The 21239-nt window shown below is 69.9% G+C and carries 17 protein-coding genes; 9 read left to right on the top strand and 8 right to left on the bottom strand.

The genetic code is table 11. The annotated features are described in order from the left end of the window. Positions 1-22 precede the first annotated feature (22 nt). From RNB18_RS27600 to RNB18_RS27585, 4 genes are all read right to left on the bottom strand, one after another. Positions 23-1102 carry an MBL fold metallo-hydrolase gene (locus RNB18_RS27600; protein ID WP_311716798.1) on the bottom strand — a complete coding sequence of 360 codons (1080 nt, stop codon included), beginning with the start codon at positions 1100-1102 and terminating at the stop codon, positions 23-25. A 90-nt stretch (positions 1103-1192) separates the two neighbouring features. Next, positions 1193-2539: an MFS transporter gene (locus RNB18_RS27595; protein WP_311716797.1), complete on the bottom strand. Its 1347-nt coding sequence runs from the start codon at positions 2537-2539 to the stop codon at positions 1193-1195. A gap of 76 nt (positions 2540-2615) precedes the next feature. Beyond that, positions 2616-3395: a class II aldolase/adducin family protein gene (locus RNB18_RS27590; RefSeq protein ID WP_311716796.1), complete on the bottom strand. Its 780-nt coding sequence runs from the start codon at positions 3393-3395 to the stop codon at positions 2616-2618. A gap of 139 nt (positions 3396-3534) precedes the next feature. After that, complete coding sequence (locus RNB18_RS27585) at positions 3535-5157, bottom strand: PucR family transcriptional regulator (RefSeq protein ID WP_311716795.1); 1623 nt, start codon at positions 5155-5157, stop codon at positions 3535-3537. A gap of 153 nt (positions 5158-5310) precedes the next feature. Here RNB18_RS27585 and RNB18_RS27580 point away from each other — a divergent pair, with 153 nt between their 5' ends. From RNB18_RS27580 to RNB18_RS27545, 8 genes are all read left to right on the top strand, one after another. Beyond that, complete coding sequence (locus tag RNB18_RS27580) at positions 5311-6348, top strand: ketopantoate reductase family protein (RefSeq protein WP_311716794.1); 1038 nt, start codon at positions 5311-5313, stop codon at positions 6346-6348. A 10-nt stretch (positions 6349-6358) separates the two neighbouring features. After that, positions 6359-7789 (top strand): fumarylacetoacetate hydrolase family protein, encoded by a 1431-nt coding sequence (locus tag RNB18_RS27575; RefSeq protein WP_311716793.1) that lies wholly within the window; start codon positions 6359-6361, stop codon positions 7787-7789. Then, a complete protein-coding gene (gene dapA, locus RNB18_RS27570) occupies positions 7786-8712 on the top strand; it encodes a 4-hydroxy-tetrahydrodipicolinate synthase (protein WP_311716792.1) in 927 nt (308 codons plus the stop codon). Before RNB18_RS27575 ends, dapA begins: the two co-directional genes overlap by 4 nt. Beyond that, positions 8709-10196 carry a 5-carboxymethyl-2-hydroxymuconate semialdehyde dehydrogenase gene (gene hpaE / locus RNB18_RS27565; RefSeq protein ID WP_311716791.1) on the top strand — a complete coding sequence of 496 codons (1488 nt, stop codon included), beginning with the start codon at positions 8709-8711 and terminating at the stop codon, positions 10194-10196. The genes dapA and hpaE overlap by 4 nt, the downstream gene beginning before the upstream one ends. Beyond that, a complete protein-coding gene (gene hpaD / locus RNB18_RS27560) occupies positions 10193-11188 on the top strand; it encodes a 3,4-dihydroxyphenylacetate 2,3-dioxygenase (protein ID WP_311716790.1) in 996 nt (331 codons plus the stop codon). The genes hpaE and hpaD overlap by 4 nt, the downstream gene beginning before the upstream one ends. 208 nt (positions 11189-11396) lie before the next feature. Beyond that, positions 11397-11930, top strand: coding sequence for a 2,4'-dihydroxyacetophenone dioxygenase family protein (locus RNB18_RS27555; RefSeq protein ID WP_311716789.1), 534 nt, complete (start codon positions 11397-11399; stop codon positions 11928-11930). Positions 11931-11972: 42 nt separating this feature from the next. After that, entirely contained in the window at positions 11973-13010 is a 1038-nt protein-coding gene (locus tag RNB18_RS27550) for a 2,3-butanediol dehydrogenase (protein WP_311716788.1), read from the top strand. A gap of 177 nt (positions 13011-13187) precedes the next feature. After that, the gene (locus RNB18_RS27545; protein ID WP_311716787.1) at positions 13188-14165 is read left to right on the top strand and encodes a helix-turn-helix domain-containing protein; all 978 of its coding nucleotides are present in this window, start codon (positions 13188-13190) and stop codon (positions 14163-14165) included. A 41-nt stretch (positions 14166-14206) separates the two neighbouring features. On the opposite strand, the gene RNB18_RS27540 is transcribed toward RNB18_RS27545, so the two are convergent. Genes RNB18_RS27540 through RNB18_RS27525 form a run of 4 tightly spaced genes read right to left on the bottom strand, consistent with a single transcriptional unit; the run spans position 14207 to position 19465 of the window. After that, complete coding sequence (locus tag RNB18_RS27540; RefSeq protein WP_311716786.1) at positions 14207-16234, bottom strand: beta-galactosidase; 2028 nt, start codon at positions 16232-16234, stop codon at positions 14207-14209. Between the two features lie 47 nt (positions 16235-16281). Beyond that, positions 16282-17166: a carbohydrate ABC transporter permease gene (locus RNB18_RS27535; RefSeq protein WP_311716785.1), complete on the bottom strand. Its 885-nt coding sequence runs from the start codon at positions 17164-17166 to the stop codon at positions 16282-16284. Then, positions 17163-18143 carry a carbohydrate ABC transporter permease gene (locus RNB18_RS27530; RefSeq protein ID WP_311716784.1) on the bottom strand — a complete coding sequence of 327 codons (981 nt, stop codon included), beginning with the start codon at positions 18141-18143 and terminating at the stop codon, positions 17163-17165. Before RNB18_RS27530 ends, RNB18_RS27535 begins: the two co-directional genes overlap by 4 nt. A 38-nt stretch (positions 18144-18181) precedes the next feature. Beyond that, positions 18182-19465, bottom strand: a complete 1284-nt coding sequence (locus RNB18_RS27525; RefSeq protein WP_311716783.1) for an ABC transporter substrate-binding protein — start codon at positions 19463-19465, stop codon at positions 18182-18184. Between the two features lie 555 nt (positions 19466-20020). Between RNB18_RS27525 and RNB18_RS27520 the strand changes: the two genes are divergently transcribed. Beyond that, a complete protein-coding gene (locus RNB18_RS27520) occupies positions 20021-21058 on the top strand; it encodes a LacI family DNA-binding transcriptional regulator (protein WP_311716782.1) in 1038 nt (345 codons plus the stop codon). Positions 21059-21239 lie beyond the last annotated feature (181 nt).

The following is a 21239-nucleotide window of genomic DNA, read 5'->3' as shown; positions in this document are numbered from 1 at the left end:
GACCGTCGTGTTGTCGCGAACTTCAGCAGCAGCCTGCCGTGGGGGCGCTCGTGGCCGCCATCGTCGTCGCAGTCGTGGTGGCGGCCTGCTGATCCTGGGCGATGCGGCCACGCAGCATGGTCTCCACGATCTTCATGAAGCGCTGTGCTGTCGAGGTGCCCACGACGAACGGGTTCTGGCGACCGTTCGGCGTACTGCGCAGATCCTCCATGCGCTCGAGTCCGTAGTCGGCGAAGCCGTGGTTGCTCAGCTCGACGTCGACACCCGCCCGCCTTGCCCGGGAGGCGAAGGTCAGGGCGGAGGAGAGGTAGGTCTCCTTGCTCGCGGTGGCCGCGGGCGGGTTGGTCCCGCCCCACAGCATCGCCGTGTGGGTGCGGCCCCGCCAGCGGGCCGGGAAGATCGGCGACACGGTGCCGGGTGTGTGTCCCGGCGTGTGGTGGAGCGTCACGGTGGTACCGCCCAGCGTCAGCTTCTGGCCATCGGCGATGTCCAGGTCGCGGGTGGGCGCGTTGGCCGGTGACGTGGAGGCGAGAAGGTCCCAGTCGGCCGGGGCCATCATGACCCGGGCGCCGTACCGGTCGGCCAGGTACTGGGCGCCGCCGAAGTGGTCGCCGTGGCCGTGGGTGACCACGACGTACTTGATCGTCGACGGGTCGGCCCCCAGGCTGCGCAGTCCGGAGACGATGTACTGCTCTGCCTCGTCCGCGTTGTCGAGGGCGTCGATGAGGATGATGCCGCCGGGGGTGAGGATCGCCGTGGCCGACACGAAACCGACGCTGAGCACGGCGACGTTGTCGAAGATCCGCAGTGGCGCGGGAGCAGCGGGCCTCGGCGGGGTGTAGCCGGCGGTGAGCGCGCTGACGATGCTCTTGAGGACCGGGTTGTCGCCGGCCAGTTCGGCGGCGCGGTCGAAGTAGTCCTGTGCGGCGGGGAGCGCGGACGCCGAGGTCTCGGCGGAGGCACGTCCGGGAAGCAGCGACGCTGCGCCGGCGGTGAGTGCCGCGGCGGCGCCGAGCTGCCACAGGCGGCGGCGCGTCAGGGCTCCGTGGGGACGGACTTCGGGGGATGCCTGGCGGACGGGGGCGGTGTGCGGCTCGTTCATGCGGGAGCTCCTTGATGCGTGGGGGGACGGGGTGTTGTGGCCGGCCGCCTGTCGCCGCGGCCTGGGCTGCGTCGGCCGGTCCGACGTTGCTCAGGCGGTCACGACCGCCTGCTCGTCCTTCTCGCCGGCCTCGGCCTCGGCTTCGCTGAGCGGCACGCCCTTGCGCTCCTTCAGGACGAAGGTGACGGCGAGCCCGACCACCGTCACTCCCGCGAGGTAGACGGCGACGGAGTACACGGTGCCGGTGCCGGACTGCAGGGCTTCGGCGATCATGGGGGCGAAGGCGCCGCCGAGGACGGCTCCGATGGCGTACGACAGGGCCGCACCGCTGTACCGGACGGCGGTGGGATACAGCTCCGCGAACAGTGCCGCCTGCGGACCGTAGGTGAGCCCCAAGCCGATGCTGTAGAGGACGAGCGCCACCACGACGAGGCCGGTGTTCGCCGTGTTGAGCAGGGCGAAGAACGGGAACATCCAGGCGAGTTGGATGACGAAGCCGATGCGGTAGACACGGAGGCGGCCGAACCGGTCGGACAACCGGCCGCCCGCCAAGGTGCTGGCCAGCCAGCCCACCGCGGCGACCATGACGCAGATGAGGATCAGCGTCGGGTCCATGCCCAGATGGTTCACGGAGTAGCTCTGGACGTAGCCGCCGGTGGTCATGTAGCCGACGGCGTTGTTGGCGGCGAAGAGCAGGGCGCCGGCCACGACGAGCGGCCAGTGGTTCTTGAACAGCACGGCGATCGGGGCACGCGACTGGTTCCCGGACTCCTTCAGCTCCCGGTAGGCGGGGCTTTCCTCGACCTTGCGGCGGATGACGAACCCGGCGGCGACGAGGACGACGCTGAGCAGGAAGGGGATGCGCCAGCCCCAGGCGAGGAACTGGTCGTCCGTGGTGAGCGCGGTGACCGCGGCGAGGGCGCCGTTGGCCAGCAGCAGGCCGAGCGGTGCGCCGAGCTGGGGGTAGGAACCGAACCTGCCGCGCTGTCCCGGTGGTGCGTGCTCCACGGAGATCAGCGCGGCGCCGCCCCACTCGCCGCCGGCGGACAGGCCCTGAAGGATGCGCAGGAGGACGAGGATGACCGGGGCGCTCATGCCGATGGAGGCGGACGACGGCACCAGGCCTATCAGGGTGGTGGAGACGCCCATGAGCAGCAGGGTGGCGATCAGCATCGCGCGGCGGCCCAGCCGGTCACCGAGATGGCCGGCGAGTGCGGCTCCGACAGGCCGGAAGAAGAAGCTGATGCCGATGGTCGCGAACGAGATGACCAGCGAGTCCTCGCCGAGCCCGTCGAAGAACTCGCTGCCGAACACCAGTCCGGTGCACAGGGCGTAGATGAAGAAGTCGTACCACTCGATGGTGGTGCCCGCCATGGCGGCGAGCGCGACGGTGCGGTGCTGACTCCGGTTGCCGGATGTCTGAGCGGATGGGGACATGGGGAGTCCGATCGTCGTCGGGTCGTCGTTGGCCCGGGGGAGCGGGAGGTGCTGGACAGCGCCGTTCGGTTGGGGGTCAGACGGCGTAGTCGGGGGCGACGCGGTCGATCCTGCGGCGCAGTGCGTCGAACAAGGTCCTGCCCGCCTCCGTACGGTCGCCCATCTGGAAGGACTCCTTGGTCGAGCGCACCGCCGCCTCCCGGCTCACCGGGGTCAGCGGCTGCCCGGACTGCTGGGCGGCGAGCTGGATCTCACAGGCCCGTTGCAGAGTCCACAGGGCGGCGAAGGCGGCGGGGACGGTCGGTCCCACCGCCAGCAGGCCGTGGTTGCGCAGGATCATCAGGTCACGGTCGCCGAGGTCGGCCACCAGCCGTGGCTTCTCCTCGGGGTCGACGGTGATGCCCTCGAAGTCGTGGTAGGCGACCATGTCGTGCAGTTGGGCGGCGTAGAAGTTGTCCGGGTCCAGTCCGCCGCGCAGACAGGCGACTCCGGTGCCTGCTGTGGTGTGGGTGTGCATGATGCAGTGCGCGTCGGGCCGGCCGGCGTGGACCACCGAGTGGATCAGCAGCCCCGCCTCGTTGACGGGCCATTCCGAGTCCGACAGGACGTTGCCGTCGAGGTCGATCTTCACCAGGTTCGACGCGGTCACCTCGTCGTACATCAGGCCGAACGGGTTGATCAGGACGTGTCCCTCCTCGCCGGGCACCCGGACGGTGATGTGGTTGAAGATCATCTCCACCCATCCGAGGTGGTGGAAGACGCGGTAACAGGCGGCGAGTTCGAGCCGCGCCCGCCACTCCGCATCACTCATGTACGCCGGTTTCGCCGTGCTCGTCGGGGTGTCCAGAACGGTCACTGCCGTGCTCCTTGATTGCTGCGTGGGCATCGCCGGTACCGGGTGAAGGCCTCGGTGAGCAGGAGCATGGGCGCGCGACCGCCCGCGAGCCAATGTCGGGATCGACAGTGAATCCGGCAGAGCGGTGGCCGATACGACATCAACCCCTCGTCGGCGGCTCCGACAGGCCGGCCAGGGCCGTCAGTTCCAGCGTCAGCAGAAGGCGCCTTGTCGGATCGGCGAGCGCTACGTCGAAGAGTTCCTCTGCCCGGCGCAGCCGCAGCCGCAACGTGTTCTGGTGAATGTGCAACTCGCCGCTGGCCGCAGCGACATCGCCGAAATGCCGCAGATAGGTGAGCAGCGTGGCGCAGTAGTCGGTGGCGTGTTCGGCGTCGTGGGCCCGCAGGCGTTCCCCGATGCCGGTGCGCAGTTCGGCGTCCTCGCGTACTGCGCCGACGAGCCGCCGCAGCACCAACTCCGGCCGCAGATCCTCGGCGTGGTGAGCGCCAGGACCTGCGCACTGCTCCCGGAGGTGGTCGAGCGCGGCGTCGAGATCGCGGCGGGCCGCGAGCAGGGCGGAAGTCGTTTCGACCGTGGGGGAGTCGACCGCCGTGAACGACCGGTGCAGGCTGTGCCGGGCCCGGTCCAGGAGGTGGTCCAGCAGGACACCGGTGGACACGGAGCCGGAACCGGCGGTCGGCAGCAGCACGTAGACGCGGCCCCCGAGCAGGGCCGCCGCCGGTTCGTACCCGAGGGAGCGCCCGTCGAGGACGGCCAGATCCAGCGCCCGAAGCAGAGCGGCGCGGCGGCGGGCCGCGGTGCCGGCTTCCCAGGACTCCTCGTCGCCGCCCTTTTGCACCGCCTCGGTCAGCCCGACCAGCACGGCGGGAAGGCGGACACCGCCGGACGGGTCTCCCTGCCCCGACCGGCCTTCCAGCGCGTGTCGCAGCGCGCGGTCGCGGCTCTCCTGCTCGGCGTCGACCTGGCGGCGCAGCGCCAGCATGTGCAGTGCCGCGACCCGGGCCGCCTCCTGCAGGGTGGGCCCGCAGTCGGCGGACGCGGCCTCGTCGGGGAACGCGACCCAGAGGGAACCGAGTACGTCCTCGCCCGCCCTGACGACCACGGCCGTGCGCGGCAGATCGCCAGGCCGGTGCCGGCGTACGACCGTGTCGCTCACCCACACTTCACGGTCCAGGTGATCGGCGATCGCGTCCTCGGGCACCCGCCTGCCCAGGATGCCGCGTCGCCGGGTCTCGTCGATGGGCTGGTCGGGCAGGTTCGAGTAGGCGACCACGACCTGCTGGGTGTCCATGATCGCGACAGCGCCGCCGACGATTCCGGCGACCGCGTTGGCCAGGGAGAACAGGTCGCCGCCCGTCGCCCCACCGCTCGGTTCCGCGACCGCCGCGCGCGCGGCCAGGATGGTCGTGACCAGGCGCTGCACCCGCGTCCACGGCACCCGCGGATCGACGGCCAGGACGGGGACGCGGGCCGTGGCGACCTGTGCCGACACCTCCGGCGGCGGGGGAGTGGGGCACTTGACGGCGAGCGCGCAGGACTGGTCTGCCGCCGTCCGAAGCGCAGCGCCCAACGCGTCGCGGTCGGCGATGTCCAGGCCGACCCCGAGCAACAGATGTCCGGTGGCGGTGGTCGCAACCGCCTCCGGGTGGTCGAGCAACTCGGCGCCGGTGACGCGCCATTGAGCCGCACTGCCGTCGGACAGCAGGCTGATGACACCGCCTCGCAGGGCCTCGACGAGCTGCTCGAGGGGCATCGCGGTCATACCGACCTCCGTTCACGGTGATGTCGGAATCTACATCACGCAACCGCCGTGAGTGGAGGCACCGACATTGTTGCGGGCCGTGAGGCGGCGCATGCTCGCTGCGAACGGTCACACCGGCCCCCTGGCCACACCCGAAAAGGAGGTGCGACGGCGTTGTCGCATCCACCCGCATCTCCGCCGCGCAGCCGGCCACCGCGGATCACCGTCGTGGGCCCGGGTGCCGTCGGCGCCACCCTCGCCGGGGCGTTCGCCGCCTCGGGCGCCGAGGTCTGTCTGCTCGGGCGGCCCGGCCCGCACCTCGACGCGATCGCCGCGCAGGGGCTTCTGCTGCGCCGCCGGGAGACGGGAGCCGAGGTTCGTCACCGCTTCCCCACGGCGCACGACGCCGCGCGGCTCCCCGTCCCCGACTTGGCCGTCGTCTGCGTCAAGAGCCAGTACCTGCTCCCGGTCGCCCGCGGTATCCGGACCTGGGTCGAGCACGGCGTGGACGTGCTGGTCGTGGCCAACGGAGTGCCCTGGTGGCTGCTGTCCACCGTCGAGCACGCCGGGCAGGAACCCGTGCTGCGGTCGGTCGACCCCGACGGGGAGCTGCTGCGGCTCCTGCCCGCCGAGCGGGTGATGTCCGGGGTGGCGCACTTCAGCAGCGCGGTCGACGGACCGGGCCGGGTGACGCATGTCAGCGGTACCCGTCTGATCATCGGCGATCCGTCGGGCGGCGTCTCCCAGCGCGTCACACACTGCGCCGAAGCCCTGTCCGCGGGCCCCGTCCGCCCCGAACCCAGCACCGACATCCGCCGGGACATCTGGGAGAAGCTCCTGGGCAACGTCAACCTCAACCCCGTCAGCGCACTCACCGGCGCCACCGTCCTCGACATCCTCGACGACCCCGACGTACGGCAGGTCTGCGCCGCCATGTTCGCCGAGACAGCGGCCGTCGGCAGGGCACTGGGCATCGAGAGCGCCATGACGGCCGACGACCGGCTCGACATCGCCCGCAAGCTCGGCGCGTTCCGCACCTCGATGTTGCAGGACGCGGACCATGGTCGGCCCCTCGAACTCGACGCCCTCGTCGGCGCCGTACGCGAACTCGCGCGCCGCACCGGTGTCCCGTCCCCCTCCCTCGACGCGGTGCACGGACTGCTCGCCCTGCGCGAGCGGGTCCGCGGTCACGGCGAGTCGTCCGGCAGCTGAAGGAGCCCCGGTGTCACACCCCTTGGGTAACCCCCCATCGAAGATCATCGCTGTCCACCTCAACTTCCGCAGCCGCGCCGAGGAGCGCGGCCGTACCCCCGCCCACCCCTCCTACTTCCTCAAGCCGCCGTCGTCCCTGGCCGGCACCCAGGAGGCGATCATCAAGCCGCGGGGCTGCCGACTCCTGGGCTTCGAAGGCGAGATCGCCCTCGTCATCGGTACGCGGGCCCGACAGGTGCGGCCGGAGGACGGCTGGCGCCATGTGCGCTGGGTGACCGCCGCCAACGACGCGGGCGTCTACGACCTGCGGTACGCCGACCGCGGCTCCAACCTGCGCTCCAAGGGTGCGGACGGCTTCACCCCGATCGGGCCACGGCTGCTGGACGCCACCGAACTCGACCCCGACGCACTGCGGTTGAGGACATGGGTCAACGGCGAGCCGGCCCAGGACGACACGACCGACACCCTGCTGTTCCCCTTCGGTGAGCTGGTCGCGGACCTGTCCAGACTGGTCACCCTCGAACCCGGGGACGTGATCCTCACCGGCACCCCGGCCGGGGCCTCGGTGGTCGGACCGGGCGACGTGGTCGAAGTCGAGGTCGGCGACGGCCGGTTGAGCACAGGAGTGCTGCGCAACCCGATCGCCGACGCCGATCACGACCTGGAGCCGTGGGGCGCGCAGCCCAGGACCGACCGGGCCGAGGAGGAATCGGCCTACGGGTCGGCGTACGTGCCCGAGCCGCTGCTGGCCGAAGGCCTTGCCGACGGACTTCGCTCGGTGGCCGTGGCGACGCTGAGCGCGCAGATGCGCTCGCGCGGTCTGCCGCACATGTCGATCGACGGCGTGCGGCCGGTCAGCGGCACGGCGCTGGTGGGCGTGGCGCACACCCTGCGTTATCTGCCGCTGCGTGAGGACCTGTTCAAGCGGTACGGCACCGGCATGAACGCCCAGAAGCGGGCGGTCGAGGAGCTGCGCCCAGGACACGTCCTGATCATGGACGCCCGACGGGACGCGACCGCCGGCACGCTCGGCGACATCCTCGCGCTGAGGGCTGCCCGGCGCGGGGCGGCCGGTGTCGTCACCGACGGCGCCGTACGCGACGCCGCCGCCATCGCTGGCCTGGGCCTGCCCGTCTACGCGGCAGGCAGGCACCCCTCCGTCCTCGGCCGCCGGCACGTCCCCTGGGACACCGGCGTGCCCATCGCCTGCGGCGGGGCTCTGGTGCAGCCCGGCGACCTGATCGTCGGCGATGCCGACGGCGTGGTCGTCGTGCCGCCCGACCTCGCCGAGGAACTGGTCGCCGACTGCCGCGAACAGGAACGGCAGGAGCGCTTCATCACCGAGCAGGTCGCCGCGGGCGAGAGCATCGACGGCCTGTATCCGCTGGGCCCGGCCTGGCGGGACGCCTACGAGAACTGGTGCAAGGGAGAAACACAGTGAAGTTCCGCAGCGACCCGTCGGCCATCCGCGGGTCCATCGCCCCCGTCGTCACACCGTTCACCGCGGACGGCGCACTCGACCACGACAGCCTGCGCGGCCTGATCCGCTTCCAGCTGGAGTCCGGCTCGCACGGCATCTCGCTCGGCGGATCGACCGGCGAGCCGAGCGCGCAGAGCGTCACCGAGCGGGTCGCCGCGATGCGCACGGCGGTCGAGGAGATCGGCGACCGGGTGCCCTTCCTGCCCGGCACCGGCTCCCACAAGCTCGACGAGACCCTGGAACTCACCGCGGCCGCCCAGGAGTTGGGCGCCGACGCGGCCCTGGTCATCACGCCGTACTACGCGCGGCCCACGCAGGAGGCCCTCTACCAGTGGTACGCGAGGGTGGCCCGGGAGTTCCCGGACCTGCCGATCGTCGCCTACAACGTGCCCTCCCGCACCGCCGTCGACATCGCCCCGGAGACGGTCAAGCGGCTGTTCACCGACTTCGACAACTTCGTCGGCGTGAAGGAGACCACGAAGGACTTCGAGCACTTCTCCCGCGTACTGCACGCCTGCGGACGCTCGCTGCTGGTGTGGTCCGGCATTGAACTGCTCTGCCTGCCCCTGATGGCACTCGGCGGTGCGGGCTTCGTGTCGGCCGTCGCCAACCTGGCCCCGACCGCGGTGGCGCGGATGTACGAGCTGTGGGAGGCCGGCGAGTTCGACGCGGCCCGTGACCTGCACTACCGCCTGCACCCGCTGGTCGACCTGCTGTTCGTCGAGACCAATCCGGCCCCCGCCAAGTTGGTCCTCGCCCAGCAGGGCCGCATCGCCTCCGCCCACGTCCGACCGCCGCTGACGACACCCACTGAGGCGGGCCTGACGAAGATCCGCGCGCTGCTGGCCGAGGGCGGCGACCTCACCGCACAGATCGGAGCATGACCATGAGCATCGAGAACCTGCCTCCCGTCATCCAGCACTGGATCGGCGGCGAGTTGGTCGACAGCGCCGACGGGCGGACGTTCCCCGTGACCGATCCGGTGACCAACACGTCCTACGCCAAGGCTGCGGCCGGCGGTCCGGCCGACGTCGAACGGGCGGTGGCAGCCGCCAGGTCCGCCTTCCCCGCCTGGTCGTCCCTCGGCAACCGGGAGCGCGCGAACGTCCTGAACCGCATCGCGGACGCCGTCGAAGCCCGCCACGAGCGGCTGGCGTCCTTCGAGTCGTACGACACGGGGCTCCCCATCACCCAGGCGAGAGGTCAGGCCCGCCGGGCGGCGGAGAACTTCCGTTACTTCGCCGACGTCATCGTCGCCCTCGGCGAGGAGGCCTTCCGCCAGGGTGACGAGCAGTTCAGTTACGTGGTGCGCAGGCCGGTCGGCGTGGCCGGACTGATCACGCCGTGGAACACCCCCTTCATGCTGGAGAGCTGGAAGCTGGCACCGGCCCTGGCCTCCGGCTGCACGCTGGTCCTCAAGCCCGCCGAGTGGACCCCGCTGTCGGCCTCGCTGTGGCCGGAGATCTTCGCCGAGGCAGGAGTGCCCGACGGGGTGGTCAACATCGTGCACGGCCTGGGGGAGGAGGCCGGTCAGGCACTGGTCGACCATCCGGACGTGCCGCTGCTCTCCTTCACCGGCTCCACCGACACGGGCCGGCACATCATCCGCTCCAGTGCCCAGCACCTGAAGACCACCTCGATGGAGCTGGGCGGCAAGTCCCCGGCCGTCGTCTTCGCGGACGCCGACCTCGAAGCCGCCCTCGACTCGGTCGTCTTCGGGGTGTTCTCCCTCAACGGCGAGCGTTGCACGGCGGGTTCACGGGTTCTGGTGGAGCGCCCGGCGTACGAGGAGTTCACCCGCCGTCTGGCGGAGCGGGCGGACGCCGTCCGAGTCGGGGCGCCCTCCGACCCGGCCACGGAGGTGGGCGCGCTGGTGCACCCCGAGCACTACGAACGCGTCCTGAACTACGTCGAGATCGGCAGGAAGGAGGCCCGCCTCGTCGCCGGCGGCACCCGGCCCGCCCACCTTGCCGACGGCAACTACCTCCAGCCGACCGTCTTCGCGGACGTCCCCCGTGACGCCCGGATCTTCCAGGAGGAGATCTTCGGCCCCGTGGTCGCCGTCGCCCCCTTCGACGACGAGTCCGAGGCCGTCGAGCTGGCCAACGCCACCCAGTTCGGCCTCGCCGCCTACATCTGGACCTCGAACCTCAAGCGCGGCCACCGCATCGCCCACGCCGTCGAGTCCGGCATGATCTGGATCAACTCCCACAATGTACGGGACCTGCGCACCCCCTTCGGCGGCGTCAAGGCCTCCGGCGTCGGCCGTGAAGGAGGCGCGCACAGCATCGACTTCTACACCGAGTCGAAGATCGTCCACGTCGCCCTAGGCGATGTTCACACCCCCCGCTTCGGAGCCGCCTCGTGACCGCGCCGGATGTGATCCGCTCCGCCTACGCCCAGCTCGCCGTCACCGACCTCGGGGCGGCCCGCTGGTTCTGGGTCGACATGCTCGGTTTCCACGTCCAGTACGAGGACGCCGACACCCTGTGCCTGCGCGGCACCGACGAGTTGACACACCACTCCCTCGTCCTGCGCAGGGGCGACCTCGCCGCCCTCGACCACCTCGCCTACCGGGTCCGCACCCCCGAGGACGTCGACAAGGCAGAGAAGTTCTTCGCCGAGTTCGGCTGCCCGGTGCGGCGCCTCCAGAAGGGCGAAGGCACGCCCGGTGTCGGCGACGCCGTCCGCGTCATCGACCCGCTCGGCTTCCCCGTCGAGTTCTTCTACGACATCGACCGCGCCGAGCGGTTGATCCAGCGCTACGACCTGCGCCACGGCGCCGAGGTGGCCCGCCTGGACCACTTCAACATCTGCACCCCCGACATCCCGGCCGCCTACGCCCACTACCGGTCCCTCGGCTTCGGCTGCTCGGAGACCATCGAGGGCGACGAGCACGAGCTGTACGCGGCCTGGATGTACCGCAAACAGACCGTCCACGACGTCGCCTTCACCGGCGGCGCCGGACCCCGACTGCACCACCTCGGCGTCGCCACCCACGAATCACACCAAGTCCTGCGCGCCGCGGACCTCTTCGGCTCGATCCGCAAGGAACACCACATCGAACGCGGCCCGGGACGGCACGGCGTCTCCAACGCCTTCTATCTCTACCTGCGCGATCCCGACGGCCACCGGGTGGAGATCTACACCTCCGACTACTACACCGGCGACCCCGACCACGAGACGTACCGGTGGAACGTGCGCGACGACCGTCGCCGCGACTTCTGGGGCAACGCCGTCATCGAGTCCTGGTACAAGGAGGCCACCCCCGTCCTCGACCTCGACGGGAATCCGAAGCCCGTCTCCGACGCCGTACTGGACGAGTCCGCCGTGCAGGTCGGCGCGGACGGCCTCGGCTGACCTGCCGACGCACGGCGGCAGGAAGGCCACGGACACGAGCCCGTGCGAGCACGGCGGTCGTCACACTCCGGGGGCCGGAATCAGTAGGCGGGCAGCTGCCACGGGCGGATGTCCGGAATCCGCAAGCGGTGACGTCTGCCACGGGAAAGACGTCACCGGTCTCTCCGGGATTCACTCCTCGCAAGTTCGCGAGGAAAGAGGCTTTCACATGCTCGACATGCCCGCCGGAGAGTTCTGGAAGGACCTCAGGCCGATCGAGAACTCCTTCCGCCCCGACGCCCTCCCCGAGGTCTATCTGTCCAAGGTGGCCACGGACGACGACCGCTACTACGTGCCGTTCACCGAGACCGTCGGGTCCCGCCCGTTGTGGATCAACGTCAAGGACAACAGTTGGGCCGACATCCTGCGGGCCAAGGAGGCGGGCCTGGTCAACCGGCACTACCACCCGCACGAGGTGTTCGCGTACACGATCTCCGGCAAGTGGGGTTACCTGGAGCGACCGTGGACCGCAACCGCGGGCGACTTCGTCTACGAGGCCCCGGGCGAGGGGCACACGCTGGTCGCCTACGCCAGTGCCGAGCCGATGAAGGCGTTCTTCATCGTCAAGGGCCCGCTCGTCTGGCTGGACGAGAACGGCGAGGCGGAGGGCTTCTTCGACGTGCACGACTACATCAAGATGTGCCGCGAGCACTACGAGAAGGTCGGGATCGGTGCCGACCATGTCAACTCTCTGTTCCGCTGAACCGTGGTGCACGCCCCTGAGGGCCGGGACCGGGGGAGCCGCATGAGGGCGGCCGTCTGGTACGGGGCCAAGGATGTCCGCGTCGAGAACGTGCCGGTGACGCCGCCCGGGCCGGGCGAGGTGACGATCGAGGTGGCCTACTGCGGTATCTGCGGCAGCGACCTGCACGAGTACGCAGATGGGCCGCACGCCATCCCCGTGGGCGACCCGCACCCGTTGTCCGGCGTGGCCGCTCCGATCGTCCTGGGGCACGAGTTCTGCGGCACCGTCACCGAGGTGGGCGGCGATGTCACCGGCGTCGCCCCCGGGGACCGGGTGGCGGTGGAGCCGCACTACCGGTGCGGTGGTTGTCCCCGGTGCCTCGCCGGGGAGTACAACATCTGCCGGCATTTCGGCTTCGCGGGGCTCATGGGGCACGGCGGGCTGGCTGAGCGCGCCACGGTGCCCGCGTACATGCTGCACAGGCTTCCCGAGCCGGTCTCCCTGGAGCAGGCGGCGGTGTTCGAGCCGGCCGCCGTCGCCCTGCACGCGGTGCGGCGGGCCGGGATCCGCCCCGGCGAGACCGTCGCCGTCCTCGGCCTGGGCCCGATCGGGCTGCTCGTGACCCAGCTCGCCACACACTTCGGCGCCGGGCACGTCGTCGTCGCCGACCGGTCTCCGGCACGCCGCGAGCTGGCGCTGCGGCTGGGAGCCGCCGAGGCCGGCGCGGACCTCGCCGACGTGGTGGCCGGCGAGGGAGCGGATCTCGTGTTCGAGGCGGTTGGTTCGGAGGACACCCTGCGTGTCTGCCTGGCCGCGACCCGGCGGGGCGGCCGGGTGATGTTCCTCGGCCTGACCGGCACGGTCCGCCTGGACGCCTTCGCGCTGGTGAACAACGAGCAGACGATCATGACCAGCGTGGGGTATCGCGACGCCTATCCAGAGCTGATCCGCCTGGTGGCCGAGGAGGGCGTGGAGTTGGCGGGGATCGTCACTTCCACCATCGCGCTGGAGCACGTCGTACGTGAGGGATTCGAGACGCTGCTGCGCGGACAGGAGCAGGTCAAAGTGCTGGTACGACCAAGGCGGCAGCGTCCGTGAGCGGCGGGCCCACGGGGCGGCGGGAGTTCGTGACCGGTGGCACCGCGGCCGGACCGACCGGCCTTTGTCGGCCCGCGTCCCGGCTGGGCGTCTCGGGCAGCCGCGCGAGGGCTACCTGGCCGTGTGACGGTCACCTACGCTGAGCCTCCTGCCATGCACGCAGCACGAGGAGGTCACATGTCCGCCCTGTCGGTGATCTCCCGGGCCACCACCGAGCACATCGCACCCGCCGAGCGCATCCACTACTGGGAGGACTACAACCGCACGGCGCTGGTGGGCCTGTCCTGCACCTCCTATTCCGAGCAGGGTCTGCTGGCACGTCAGACCAACCTCGAGCTCGGCGGTCTGCGCCTCGCGGAGATCGCCGGCAACGCCCACGTCATCGAGCGCAGCCCCCAGACGGTCAGATCGACGCCCAAGGACTCGGTGTTCGCGACCCTGCTGCTCAAGGGGGACGCGGTCTTCCTGCACGAGAACGGCTGCCTCGCGGCCACGGCCGGCGGGCTGTTGCTCTACGACACGCGAAGGCCGTATCTGTTCGGATTCTCCTCCTCGATGCGGCAGATCTTGGTGGACGTGCCGCGAGACCTGTTCGCGCAGGCGTGCATGGAAGCAGAATTGCCCGGGCCGTTGCTGTTCGGGCGGGAAACGGCACGGGAGGGTGCGCTCGTGGCCGCGCTGAGCTCTCTGCTCGGCGGACTGGCAGCGCTGCGTGGCGGGCAGCACGATCCCGCCGACGCCGAGGGGATCGTGCTCGGCCTGCTGAGGCAACTCGCCGAGGAGCGTACGGGAGGGCGGCCTGGGCTGGACGCCTACCGTTCGCAGCTGGTCGTGGCGGGGGACTACATCGACCGGCACCTGCACGACCCCGGTCTCGGAGCCGCGCAGGTGGCCGGTGTCATGGGCATATCGGTACGGCACCTGGGGCGGATCTTCGAATCGACCGGCAGGTCTCCCGCCCGGCACATCACGGAACGGCGCCTGGTCAGGGCGCATCAGGAACTCACCGGGGCAGGGGCGCGGGAGACCAGGATCGCCGACGTCGCGCATCGGTGGGGGTTCTCCAGTCAGGCCCACTTTGCCCGTCTCTTCCGCTCCAGGTTCGGTCTCACCCCGAGCGAGGCCCGCGCGGAGGCGACCAGTCAGCGCAAATGAACCGGACTCCTGTCAGGATCCGGACACCTCTTGCCTCGGCGTCAGGACGTGCTGCGGTGTAGTTCTCGGACGACGGCGACGCCCCCGGGAGGGATCGGGACGGTTCCGGTGACCGGTGCGCCGGTGAGGAGTTCGACCCCTTCGGCAGGTGCTTCGGCGCCCTTGCCGGTGTGGTCGATGAGGAACAGGTAGTCGGCCTGCGCGCCGCGGCGCCGGACGACCTCGATCCCGGCGGGTGCGTCGTGCTCCGGTGTGACGCCGGCCTCCTGCCGGATGCGGTCGAGCAGGGCGGCAAGAGTGTCCTGGTCGGGGTGGGTCCCCAGATACCAGGCGGTGCCGTCGCCGTGCCGGTGGCGGGTGACGGCGGGGCGGCCGGCCAGTGGGCCGTCGGCGTGGGAGGCGACGGCCTGCGCGCCGGTGAGCCGGATGCGTTCCGACCACAGGTCGGCCGTGGCACCCGACGCCACGTCTCCGGTCAGGCCGGTCGTCTCGCCAGGCAGCAGAGGGAAGAGCTCGTCGGTGACCACGCCGAGGACGTCGCGGAACGCGCCGGGGTAGCCGCCCAGGTACACATGGGCGTTCTCGTCGACCATGCCGCTGTGGAAGCCGACGGCCAGCGTGCCCCCGCGCTCGGTGAACCGGGCGAGGTTCGCCGCGTCTGCCTCCGCGACCAGGTAGAGAGAGGGTGCCAGGACGAGTTTGTAGCGGTCGAGTTCGGGGTCGTCGGGGCGTACGAAGTCGACGGCGACCCCGGCCCGCCACAAGGGGGTGTACCAGTCCCTCACCAGGTCCTGGTAGCGGAGTTCGCCGCTGGGCTGGGAGGGCAGCTCCAGTGCCCAACGGGCGTCCCAGTCCCACACGATCGCCACCTGCGCCGTGCTGGTGGAGTCCCGTACCTCGGCCAACGCCCTCAGGTCTGCGCCCAGTTGGACGACGTCCCGCCAGATCTGACTGTCGGTTCCGGCGTGCGGGAGCATCGCCGAGTGCCACTGCTCGGCGCCCGCCTTTGCCGCCCGCCACTGGAAGAACGCGATGCCGTCGGCGCCGTGTGCCACGTGCGCGAGCGCGTTGCGGCGCATCTCTCCGGGCCGCTTGGCGCGGTTGACGGGCTGCCAGTTGACGGCGCCGGTCGAGTGCTCCATGAGGAACCACGGCCCGCCCGCGAGCGAGCGCATCAGGTCGCCGTGCAGGGCGATGTCGACCTCGGCCTCCGGGTCGTCGGACAGCAGGTAGTGGTCGTTGGAGAGGATGTCCAGCTCCGGTGCCCAGCGCCAGTAGTCGAGGGCGTCGATGGTGCGCAGGACCAGGAAGTTGGTGGTCGCGGGGGTGTCCGGAGCGGCCCGGCGCAGTACGTCGCGTTCGGCGGTGCACAGGGAGAGCAGTTCGGCGGAGCAGAAGCGGCGCCAGTCGAGCTGGTGGGTGGGGTTCGGGGGAGCTGCGGTGGCTCGGGGCGGCAGGATCTGTTCCCAGTCGTAGTACCACTGGCTCCAGAACGTGGTGCCCCAGGCGTGGTTGAGGGCGCCCAGGTCGTCGCCGTAGCGGGCGCGCAGCCAGGTGCGGAAGGCGGCGGCGCTGGTGTCGCAGTAGCAGGCGTCGTTGTGGCAGCCGTACTCGTTGTGCACGTGCCACATGGCGACGGCCGGGTGGTCGGCGTAGCGCTCGGCGAGCGCCCCGGCGATACGCAGCGCTGCTCGCCGGTAGGCGGGGCTGCTCGGGCAGAACGTCTGGCGGCTGCCGTACGACAGTGTCCTGCCGTCCCTGTCGACCGGCAGCGCTTCCGGGTACTTGTGGAAGAACCAGGCCGGCGGCGCCGCCGTCGGTGTCGCCAGGTCGGCGGCGATGCCGTTCTCCTGGAGGAGGTCGAGGATCTTGTCCATGCGGGCGAAGTCGTAGACACCCTCGGCCGGTTCGAGCAGGGCCCAGGAGAAGATGCCGACGCTGACCATGGTCACTCCGGCCTCGCGCATCAGGCGCATGTCCTCGGCCCAGACCTCCTCGGGCCACTGCTCGGGGTTGTAGTCACCTCCGTAGGCGATTCCAGGAATGCGAAGACGGCGTGCGGTACTCACTGGTGGTGCTCCGGGAGGGGTGTAGGGGAGGGGCAAGTGGGGTGGTGTCAGCCCTTGTTGGCGCCCAGCGTGAGGCCGCTGACGAACTGCCGCTGCAGCGCGAAGTACACGATCAGGGTGGGGATCGCGGTGAGCAGGGCGCCTGCGGCGACCAGGTTGGGGTCGGTGAAGTACTGGCCGGAGAGGTTGTTCAGGGCCGAGGTGATCGGCATGTTGTCGCCGGTGGAGATCAGGACCAGCGCCCAGAAGAAGTCGTTGTAGATCCAGATGGACAGCAACGTCGCCAGAGCCGCCATCGCCGGCTTGCACAGCGGCAGCACGATCTGCCAGTACAGGCGCCAGACGGAGGCGCCGTCGACGAGGGCGGCCTCGGTCAGTTCGTGCGGCAGCGAGCGCATGTAGTTGGCGAGCACGAAGGCGCAGAACCCGGACTGGAACGCCACATGGATCAGGACCAGGCCGAGCGCGGAGTCGTACAGCTTGCCGCTCGTCGTGATGCCGGGCAGGTCGATGAGCAGGTACATCCGGTACAGCGGGGTGATGATGACCTGCTGCGGCAGCAGGTTGCCGGCGGTGAAGACCAGCAGCAGGAAGAGGTTGAGCCGGAAGTCGAAGCGGCTGACATAGAACGCGACCATCGACGACAGCAGCAGGGTGACCAGCACCGCCGGGACCGCGATGAGCAGCGTGTTCCCGAAGTAGTGCAGCATGTCGGACTGCTCGAAGGCATTGGTGAAGTTGTCCGGACTCAGTTTGTCGGGCCAGGACACGTAACCCTTCTCGCTGGTCTCGGAGTAGGGCCTCAGCGCTGAGAAAGCAGCCCACAGGAGAGGGGCCAGCCAGGCCAAGGCCGTCACGACCAGGAAGGTGTGCAGCAGGACGCGGGCGGGGCGGACGGGGGTGCGCTGCTTGGTCACCAGGGCGGTGCTCATGCCTGCCGCTCCTTCCGAAAGGTGGCGATCAGGTACGGGATGATGACCGCGAGGGAGATGACCAGCAGGACGACGGCGATCGCGGAGCCGTATCCGATCCGGCTGGACTCGCCGATGATGTTGTTGGTGATCAGGATCGACAGCAGCTCGGTGCCCTGGGCGCCCTTGTTGAAGACGAAGACCAGGTCGAAGGCGCGCAGCGCCTCGATGATGGTGACGACCAGGACGACGGTGTTGGTCGGGCGCAGGGTCGGGAAGATGACGTTCTTGAACGTCTGCCACTCGTTCGCGCCGTCCAGCGAGGACGCTTCCCTGAGAGAGGGATCGACGCCCTTGAGGCCGGCCAGGTAGAGGATCATCATGTAGCCGGTGTGCCGCCAGGACGCGGCGATCAGCACCGCCCACAGGTTGAGGTGCGGGTCGCCGATCCAGTCGATGTAGTGGCCGGGCTTGTTGGCCCCGATCAGGCTGTTGATCAGGCCGGTGTCCGGGTTGTAGACCAGCTGCCACACGAAGCCGGTCACGGCCAGCGAGACCACGACCGGCAGGAAGAACGCCGTCTGGTAGACCCGGGAGAAACGGATCTTCTTGTCCAGCTGGACGGCCAGGAACAGGCCGAACGGCGTCGGGATCAGGATGAGCACGACGAACCAGATGACGTTGTGCTGGACGGCGGGCCAGAACTGCGGGTTGTCGCTGAACAGCTGCTGGAAGTTGTCCAGCCCGACCCACTTGATGGAGTCGAAGCCGATGCCGTCCCAGCTGGTGAAGGCCAGCGCGATCGACGCGAGGGCGGTGACCCAGACCAGGGCCACGTGCAGGACCGTGGGCACGCCGGCCATGAAGCCGAGCGTGATGCGGTCACGGCGGGTCAGCAGGCGCTTGTGCCCCCGCGGGACCCGCTTGTTGACAGGGGCAGGGCCCGAAGGCGGCACAGCGGCCGCCTCCGAGATCTTCGTCGTCGTTTCGGAGCTCATGGTGTCGGTGTTCATCCGCTTCAGAAGGGGGGTCGGTCTCAGCCGGACGCGAAGATCGTCTTCTTCTGGCGCTCGATCGAGGACAGCAGGCTGTCGATCCCCTTGGGGTCGCGGATGAACTTCTGCAGCGCGGGCTGCATCACGGTCGAGGTGAAGTCGGGACGGGAGTCACGGTCCATGAACTGCGTGAGGTGCTTCGCGCCGCTGATCATCTCGTACGCCTTCTTCTGCAGCGGCGTGTAGGCGGAGGTGTCGGCCTTCGAGGAGGCGGCGATGAGGCTCGGGTCGGCCTTCAGGTAGGTCTCCTCGGCCTGCGGCGTGCCGAGGAATTCGAGCAGCTTGACGGAACCGGCGTGGTTCTTGGGCTTCTTGCTGAGCATGATGCCGTCGGTCGGCGCCTCGACGGTGTCCTGCCCGTGCGCCGGGTCGATCTCGGGGAAGGCGAAGAAGTCGAGGTCGTCCAGGTCGGCCTTGTTGGTGAACTGCTGGGCCACGAACATGCCGAGCATATACATGCCGGCCTTCTTGGCCACCAGCGTCTGGGCGGCGTCCTGCCAGGTACGGCCGACCGCGCCCTCCTGGTGGTAGGGGAGGGTCTCAGCCCAGGTGTCGAAGACCTTGCGGACCTTCGCGTCGGTCCACGAAGCCTTGCCCGCCATCAGTTCGACGTGGAAGTCGTAGCCGTTGAGGCGGAAGTTGATCTGGTCGAAGGAGCCCATAGCCGGCCAGGCGTCCTTGTCGCCGTACGCGATCGGGACGAGGCCGTCCTTCTTCATCTGCTTGCACAGGGCGATGTACGCGTCCCACGTGGTGGGGACCTGGTAGCCGTACTTCTGGAAGACGCTCTTGCGGTAGAAGACCGCCCACGGCGACGTGGTCAGCGGCACCAGGTAGTACTTGCCGTCCTGACCCTTGCTCAGGTCGTGCATCGCCGGCGGGAAGTTGCCGCCGATCGTCTTCCACACGTCGTCGATCGGAGTGGCCAGACCCTTGGCCGCGAAGAACTGCATCCGGTAGCCGGCGAACCACTGGAACACGTCGTCCGGCGTGCCCTGGAGGTAGGAGTTGATCTGCTCCTGGAAGGTGTTGTGGTCCTTGGTGTTGATGGCGACCTGGATCCCGGACTGGCTCGTGAAGGCCGCGTAGACGTCGCCGTAGGCCTTCTTCGGGACGGCGTCGGACGCGTTGGAGCCGACGGTGACGGTCTTGGTGTCCGACGAGGCGGAACTACCGGCGCAGGCACTCAGCAGGGGGATGCCGGCACCCAGTACCGCGGCTCCGCCGAGTCCGCGGAGCACGGTGCGGCGGCTGGTGCCAGACATGGGCTGACCGAGGGAGGAACGGTGCATTTCGGCTCCTACAGGGCTGGCGGTACCCAGGTGTGGCACGTCAGCCGGACGGTGGGTATGACGGAGGGCGGGTCGTCGAGGGACCGTTTGAAGGTCAGTCGCGAGCCAGAATCCAACACGATCGAACAAACACGATCGTCGGACGCCAGGAAGCGTGGACGCTCCGTGGACTCTCTGTCAAGACTTTCCGTCCGGTAATCCATGGTGGGCCGGCTTCGGCCACGAGCTCCATATGCCGACAGTCGGACCAGGCGGACGGGGCTGGCATGGCTCGCCGGCGAACAGGCGAAGGCCCGCCAATTGGCCATTGAGCTGCATGAATGTATACCGGCACGCCTTGCTTGGGTGCCTCCGCCGCCTCGCTCCGCCGGCCCGCGGGCCTCGAGGTCCGTCGCGCCGGAGGCAAGTGGCATTGCGGGAACTCTTGACGTGCGCTCGGCGGATGACTACACATTGACCGCGCGGTCAGACCGCGCGGTCATGTAATTTGACCTCGTTCGATGGAGAACACGGCCATGGGGAGACTTCATGACAACAGGGCTGGAGCGCGGTGCGGGCTCCTCCGCGCCGCGTAGTGAGGACGTGGCCAGGCTGGCCGGCGTCTCACGCAAGACGGTCTCCCGGGTCCTCAACAACGAGCCGTACGTCTCCGAGGAGTCCCGCCGACGCGTCCTGGCGGCCGCCGAGGAACTCGGCTACCGGCTGAACCACGCGGCCAGGGCACTGGCCTCCGGCCGCACCCGGTCCATCGGTGTGGTCGCCCTGGCAACAGCCGGGTACGGAACCGCCTCACTCCTCGTCGGCATCGAACAGGCCGTACGGGACGCCGGTTATGCGCTGCGCGTGGTCAACACCCCCGACGGCGATCCGCAAAGCATCGCCGGCGCGCTGGAATCACTCCTGGAACAGGGAGTGGACGGCATCGTCGTCTCCGTACCCATCGTCGAGGGCGAAGTCCCGCTCGGCGTCGACGTGCCGGTCCTCTTCGTCGGAGCGCCCCCCGCCTTCACCGCCGCCCGCACCCTGACCGTCGGCGTGGGCGCCCATCAACTGGCCCGCGCGGCCACCGAACACCTGCTGGACCTGGGCCATGCGACCGTCCATCACCTCGCGGGGCCGCGGCGGTGGTACGCCACCAAGGACCGTATCGAGGGATGGCAGGCGGCGCTGGCGGCCCGGGGCGCGCATGAGCCGCCCGTGCTGAACGGTGACTGGTCGGCGGACTCCGGGTATGCCGCGGGCCTCGGGCTGGCCTCGGACCGCTTGGTGACCGCGGTGTTCGCCGCGGGCGACGAGATGGCCATCGGACTGATCCACGGCCTGCGGGAAAGCGGCCGTCGGGTGCCGGAAGACGTCAGCGTCGTCGGCTTCGACGGCAACCCCGTCTTCGCCTACGTCACCCCACCGCTGACCACCGTCCGTCAGCCCTTCGAGGCCGCGTCGAGCGAAGGAATCCGGCTTCTCCTCCACGCCATCGAGAAGCCCGAGACCGAACTGCCGCCCGCGAACGACCCACCCGTCGAACTCGTCGTCCGCGGCTCGACGGCACCCCCGCCCTCCCTCTGACCCACTCCATCCCCTCGTGCCACTGCTCCGGCGCACCCACACGCCGGAGCCGCCCCACCTCCGCCGTTTCCGCGCTTGTCGCGCCGCGCCCCTGCGCGCGCGAGCCGCGCCCGGCAGTGTCGCCCGGCTGCCCCCGGGCCACGCGCCCAACAAACCCCGCCGCGTCACTCCGAGCCGTTCC

The sequence above is a fragment of the Streptomyces doebereineriae genome, assembly GCF_031845645.1.
GTDB lineage: Bacteria > Actinomycetota > Actinomycetes > Streptomycetales > Streptomycetaceae > Streptomyces > Streptomyces canus.
The sequence above is the reverse complement of the archived record's forward strand: the minus strand, read 5'-3'. Positions and strand labels throughout refer to the sequence as shown.

Bases quoted from the DNA above. Each gene is read 5' to 3' on its own strand.
- RNB18_RS27600 (WP_311716798.1), bottom strand. From the start codon at position 1,102: ATGAACGAGCCGCACACCGCCCCCGTCCGCCAGGCATCCCCCGAAGTC.
- RNB18_RS27595 (WP_311716797.1), bottom strand. From the start codon at position 2,539: ATGTCCCCATCCGCTCAGACATCCGGCAACCGGAGTCAGCACCGCACC.
- RNB18_RS27585 (WP_311716795.1), bottom strand. From the start codon at position 5,157: ATGACCGCGATGCCCCTCGAGCAGCTCGTCGAGGCCCTGCGAGGCGGT.
- hpaE (WP_311716791.1), top strand. From the start codon at position 8,709: ATGACCATGAGCATCGAGAACCTGCCTCCCGTCATCCAGCACTGGATC.
- RNB18_RS27555 (WP_311716789.1), top strand. From the start codon at position 11,397: ATGCTCGACATGCCCGCCGGAGAGTTCTGGAAGGACCTCAGGCCGATC.
- RNB18_RS27550 (WP_311716788.1), top strand. From the start codon at position 11,973: ATGAGGGCGGCCGTCTGGTACGGGGCCAAGGATGTCCGCGTCGAGAAC.
- RNB18_RS27545 (WP_311716787.1), top strand. From the start codon at position 13,188: ATGTCCGCCCTGTCGGTGATCTCCCGGGCCACCACCGAGCACATCGCA.
- RNB18_RS27535 (WP_311716785.1), bottom strand. From the start codon at position 17,166: ATGAGCACCGCCCTGGTGACCAAGCAGCGCACCCCCGTCCGCCCCGCC.
- RNB18_RS27530 (WP_311716784.1), bottom strand. From the start codon at position 18,143: ATGAGCTCCGAAACGACGACGAAGATCTCGGAGGCGGCCGCTGTGCCG.
- RNB18_RS27525 (WP_311716783.1), bottom strand. From the start codon at position 19,465: ATGTCTGGCACCAGCCGCCGCACCGTGCTCCGCGGACTCGGCGGAGCC.
- RNB18_RS27520 (WP_311716782.1), top strand. From the start codon at position 20,021: ATGACAACAGGGCTGGAGCGCGGTGCGGGCTCCTCCGCGCCGCGTAGT.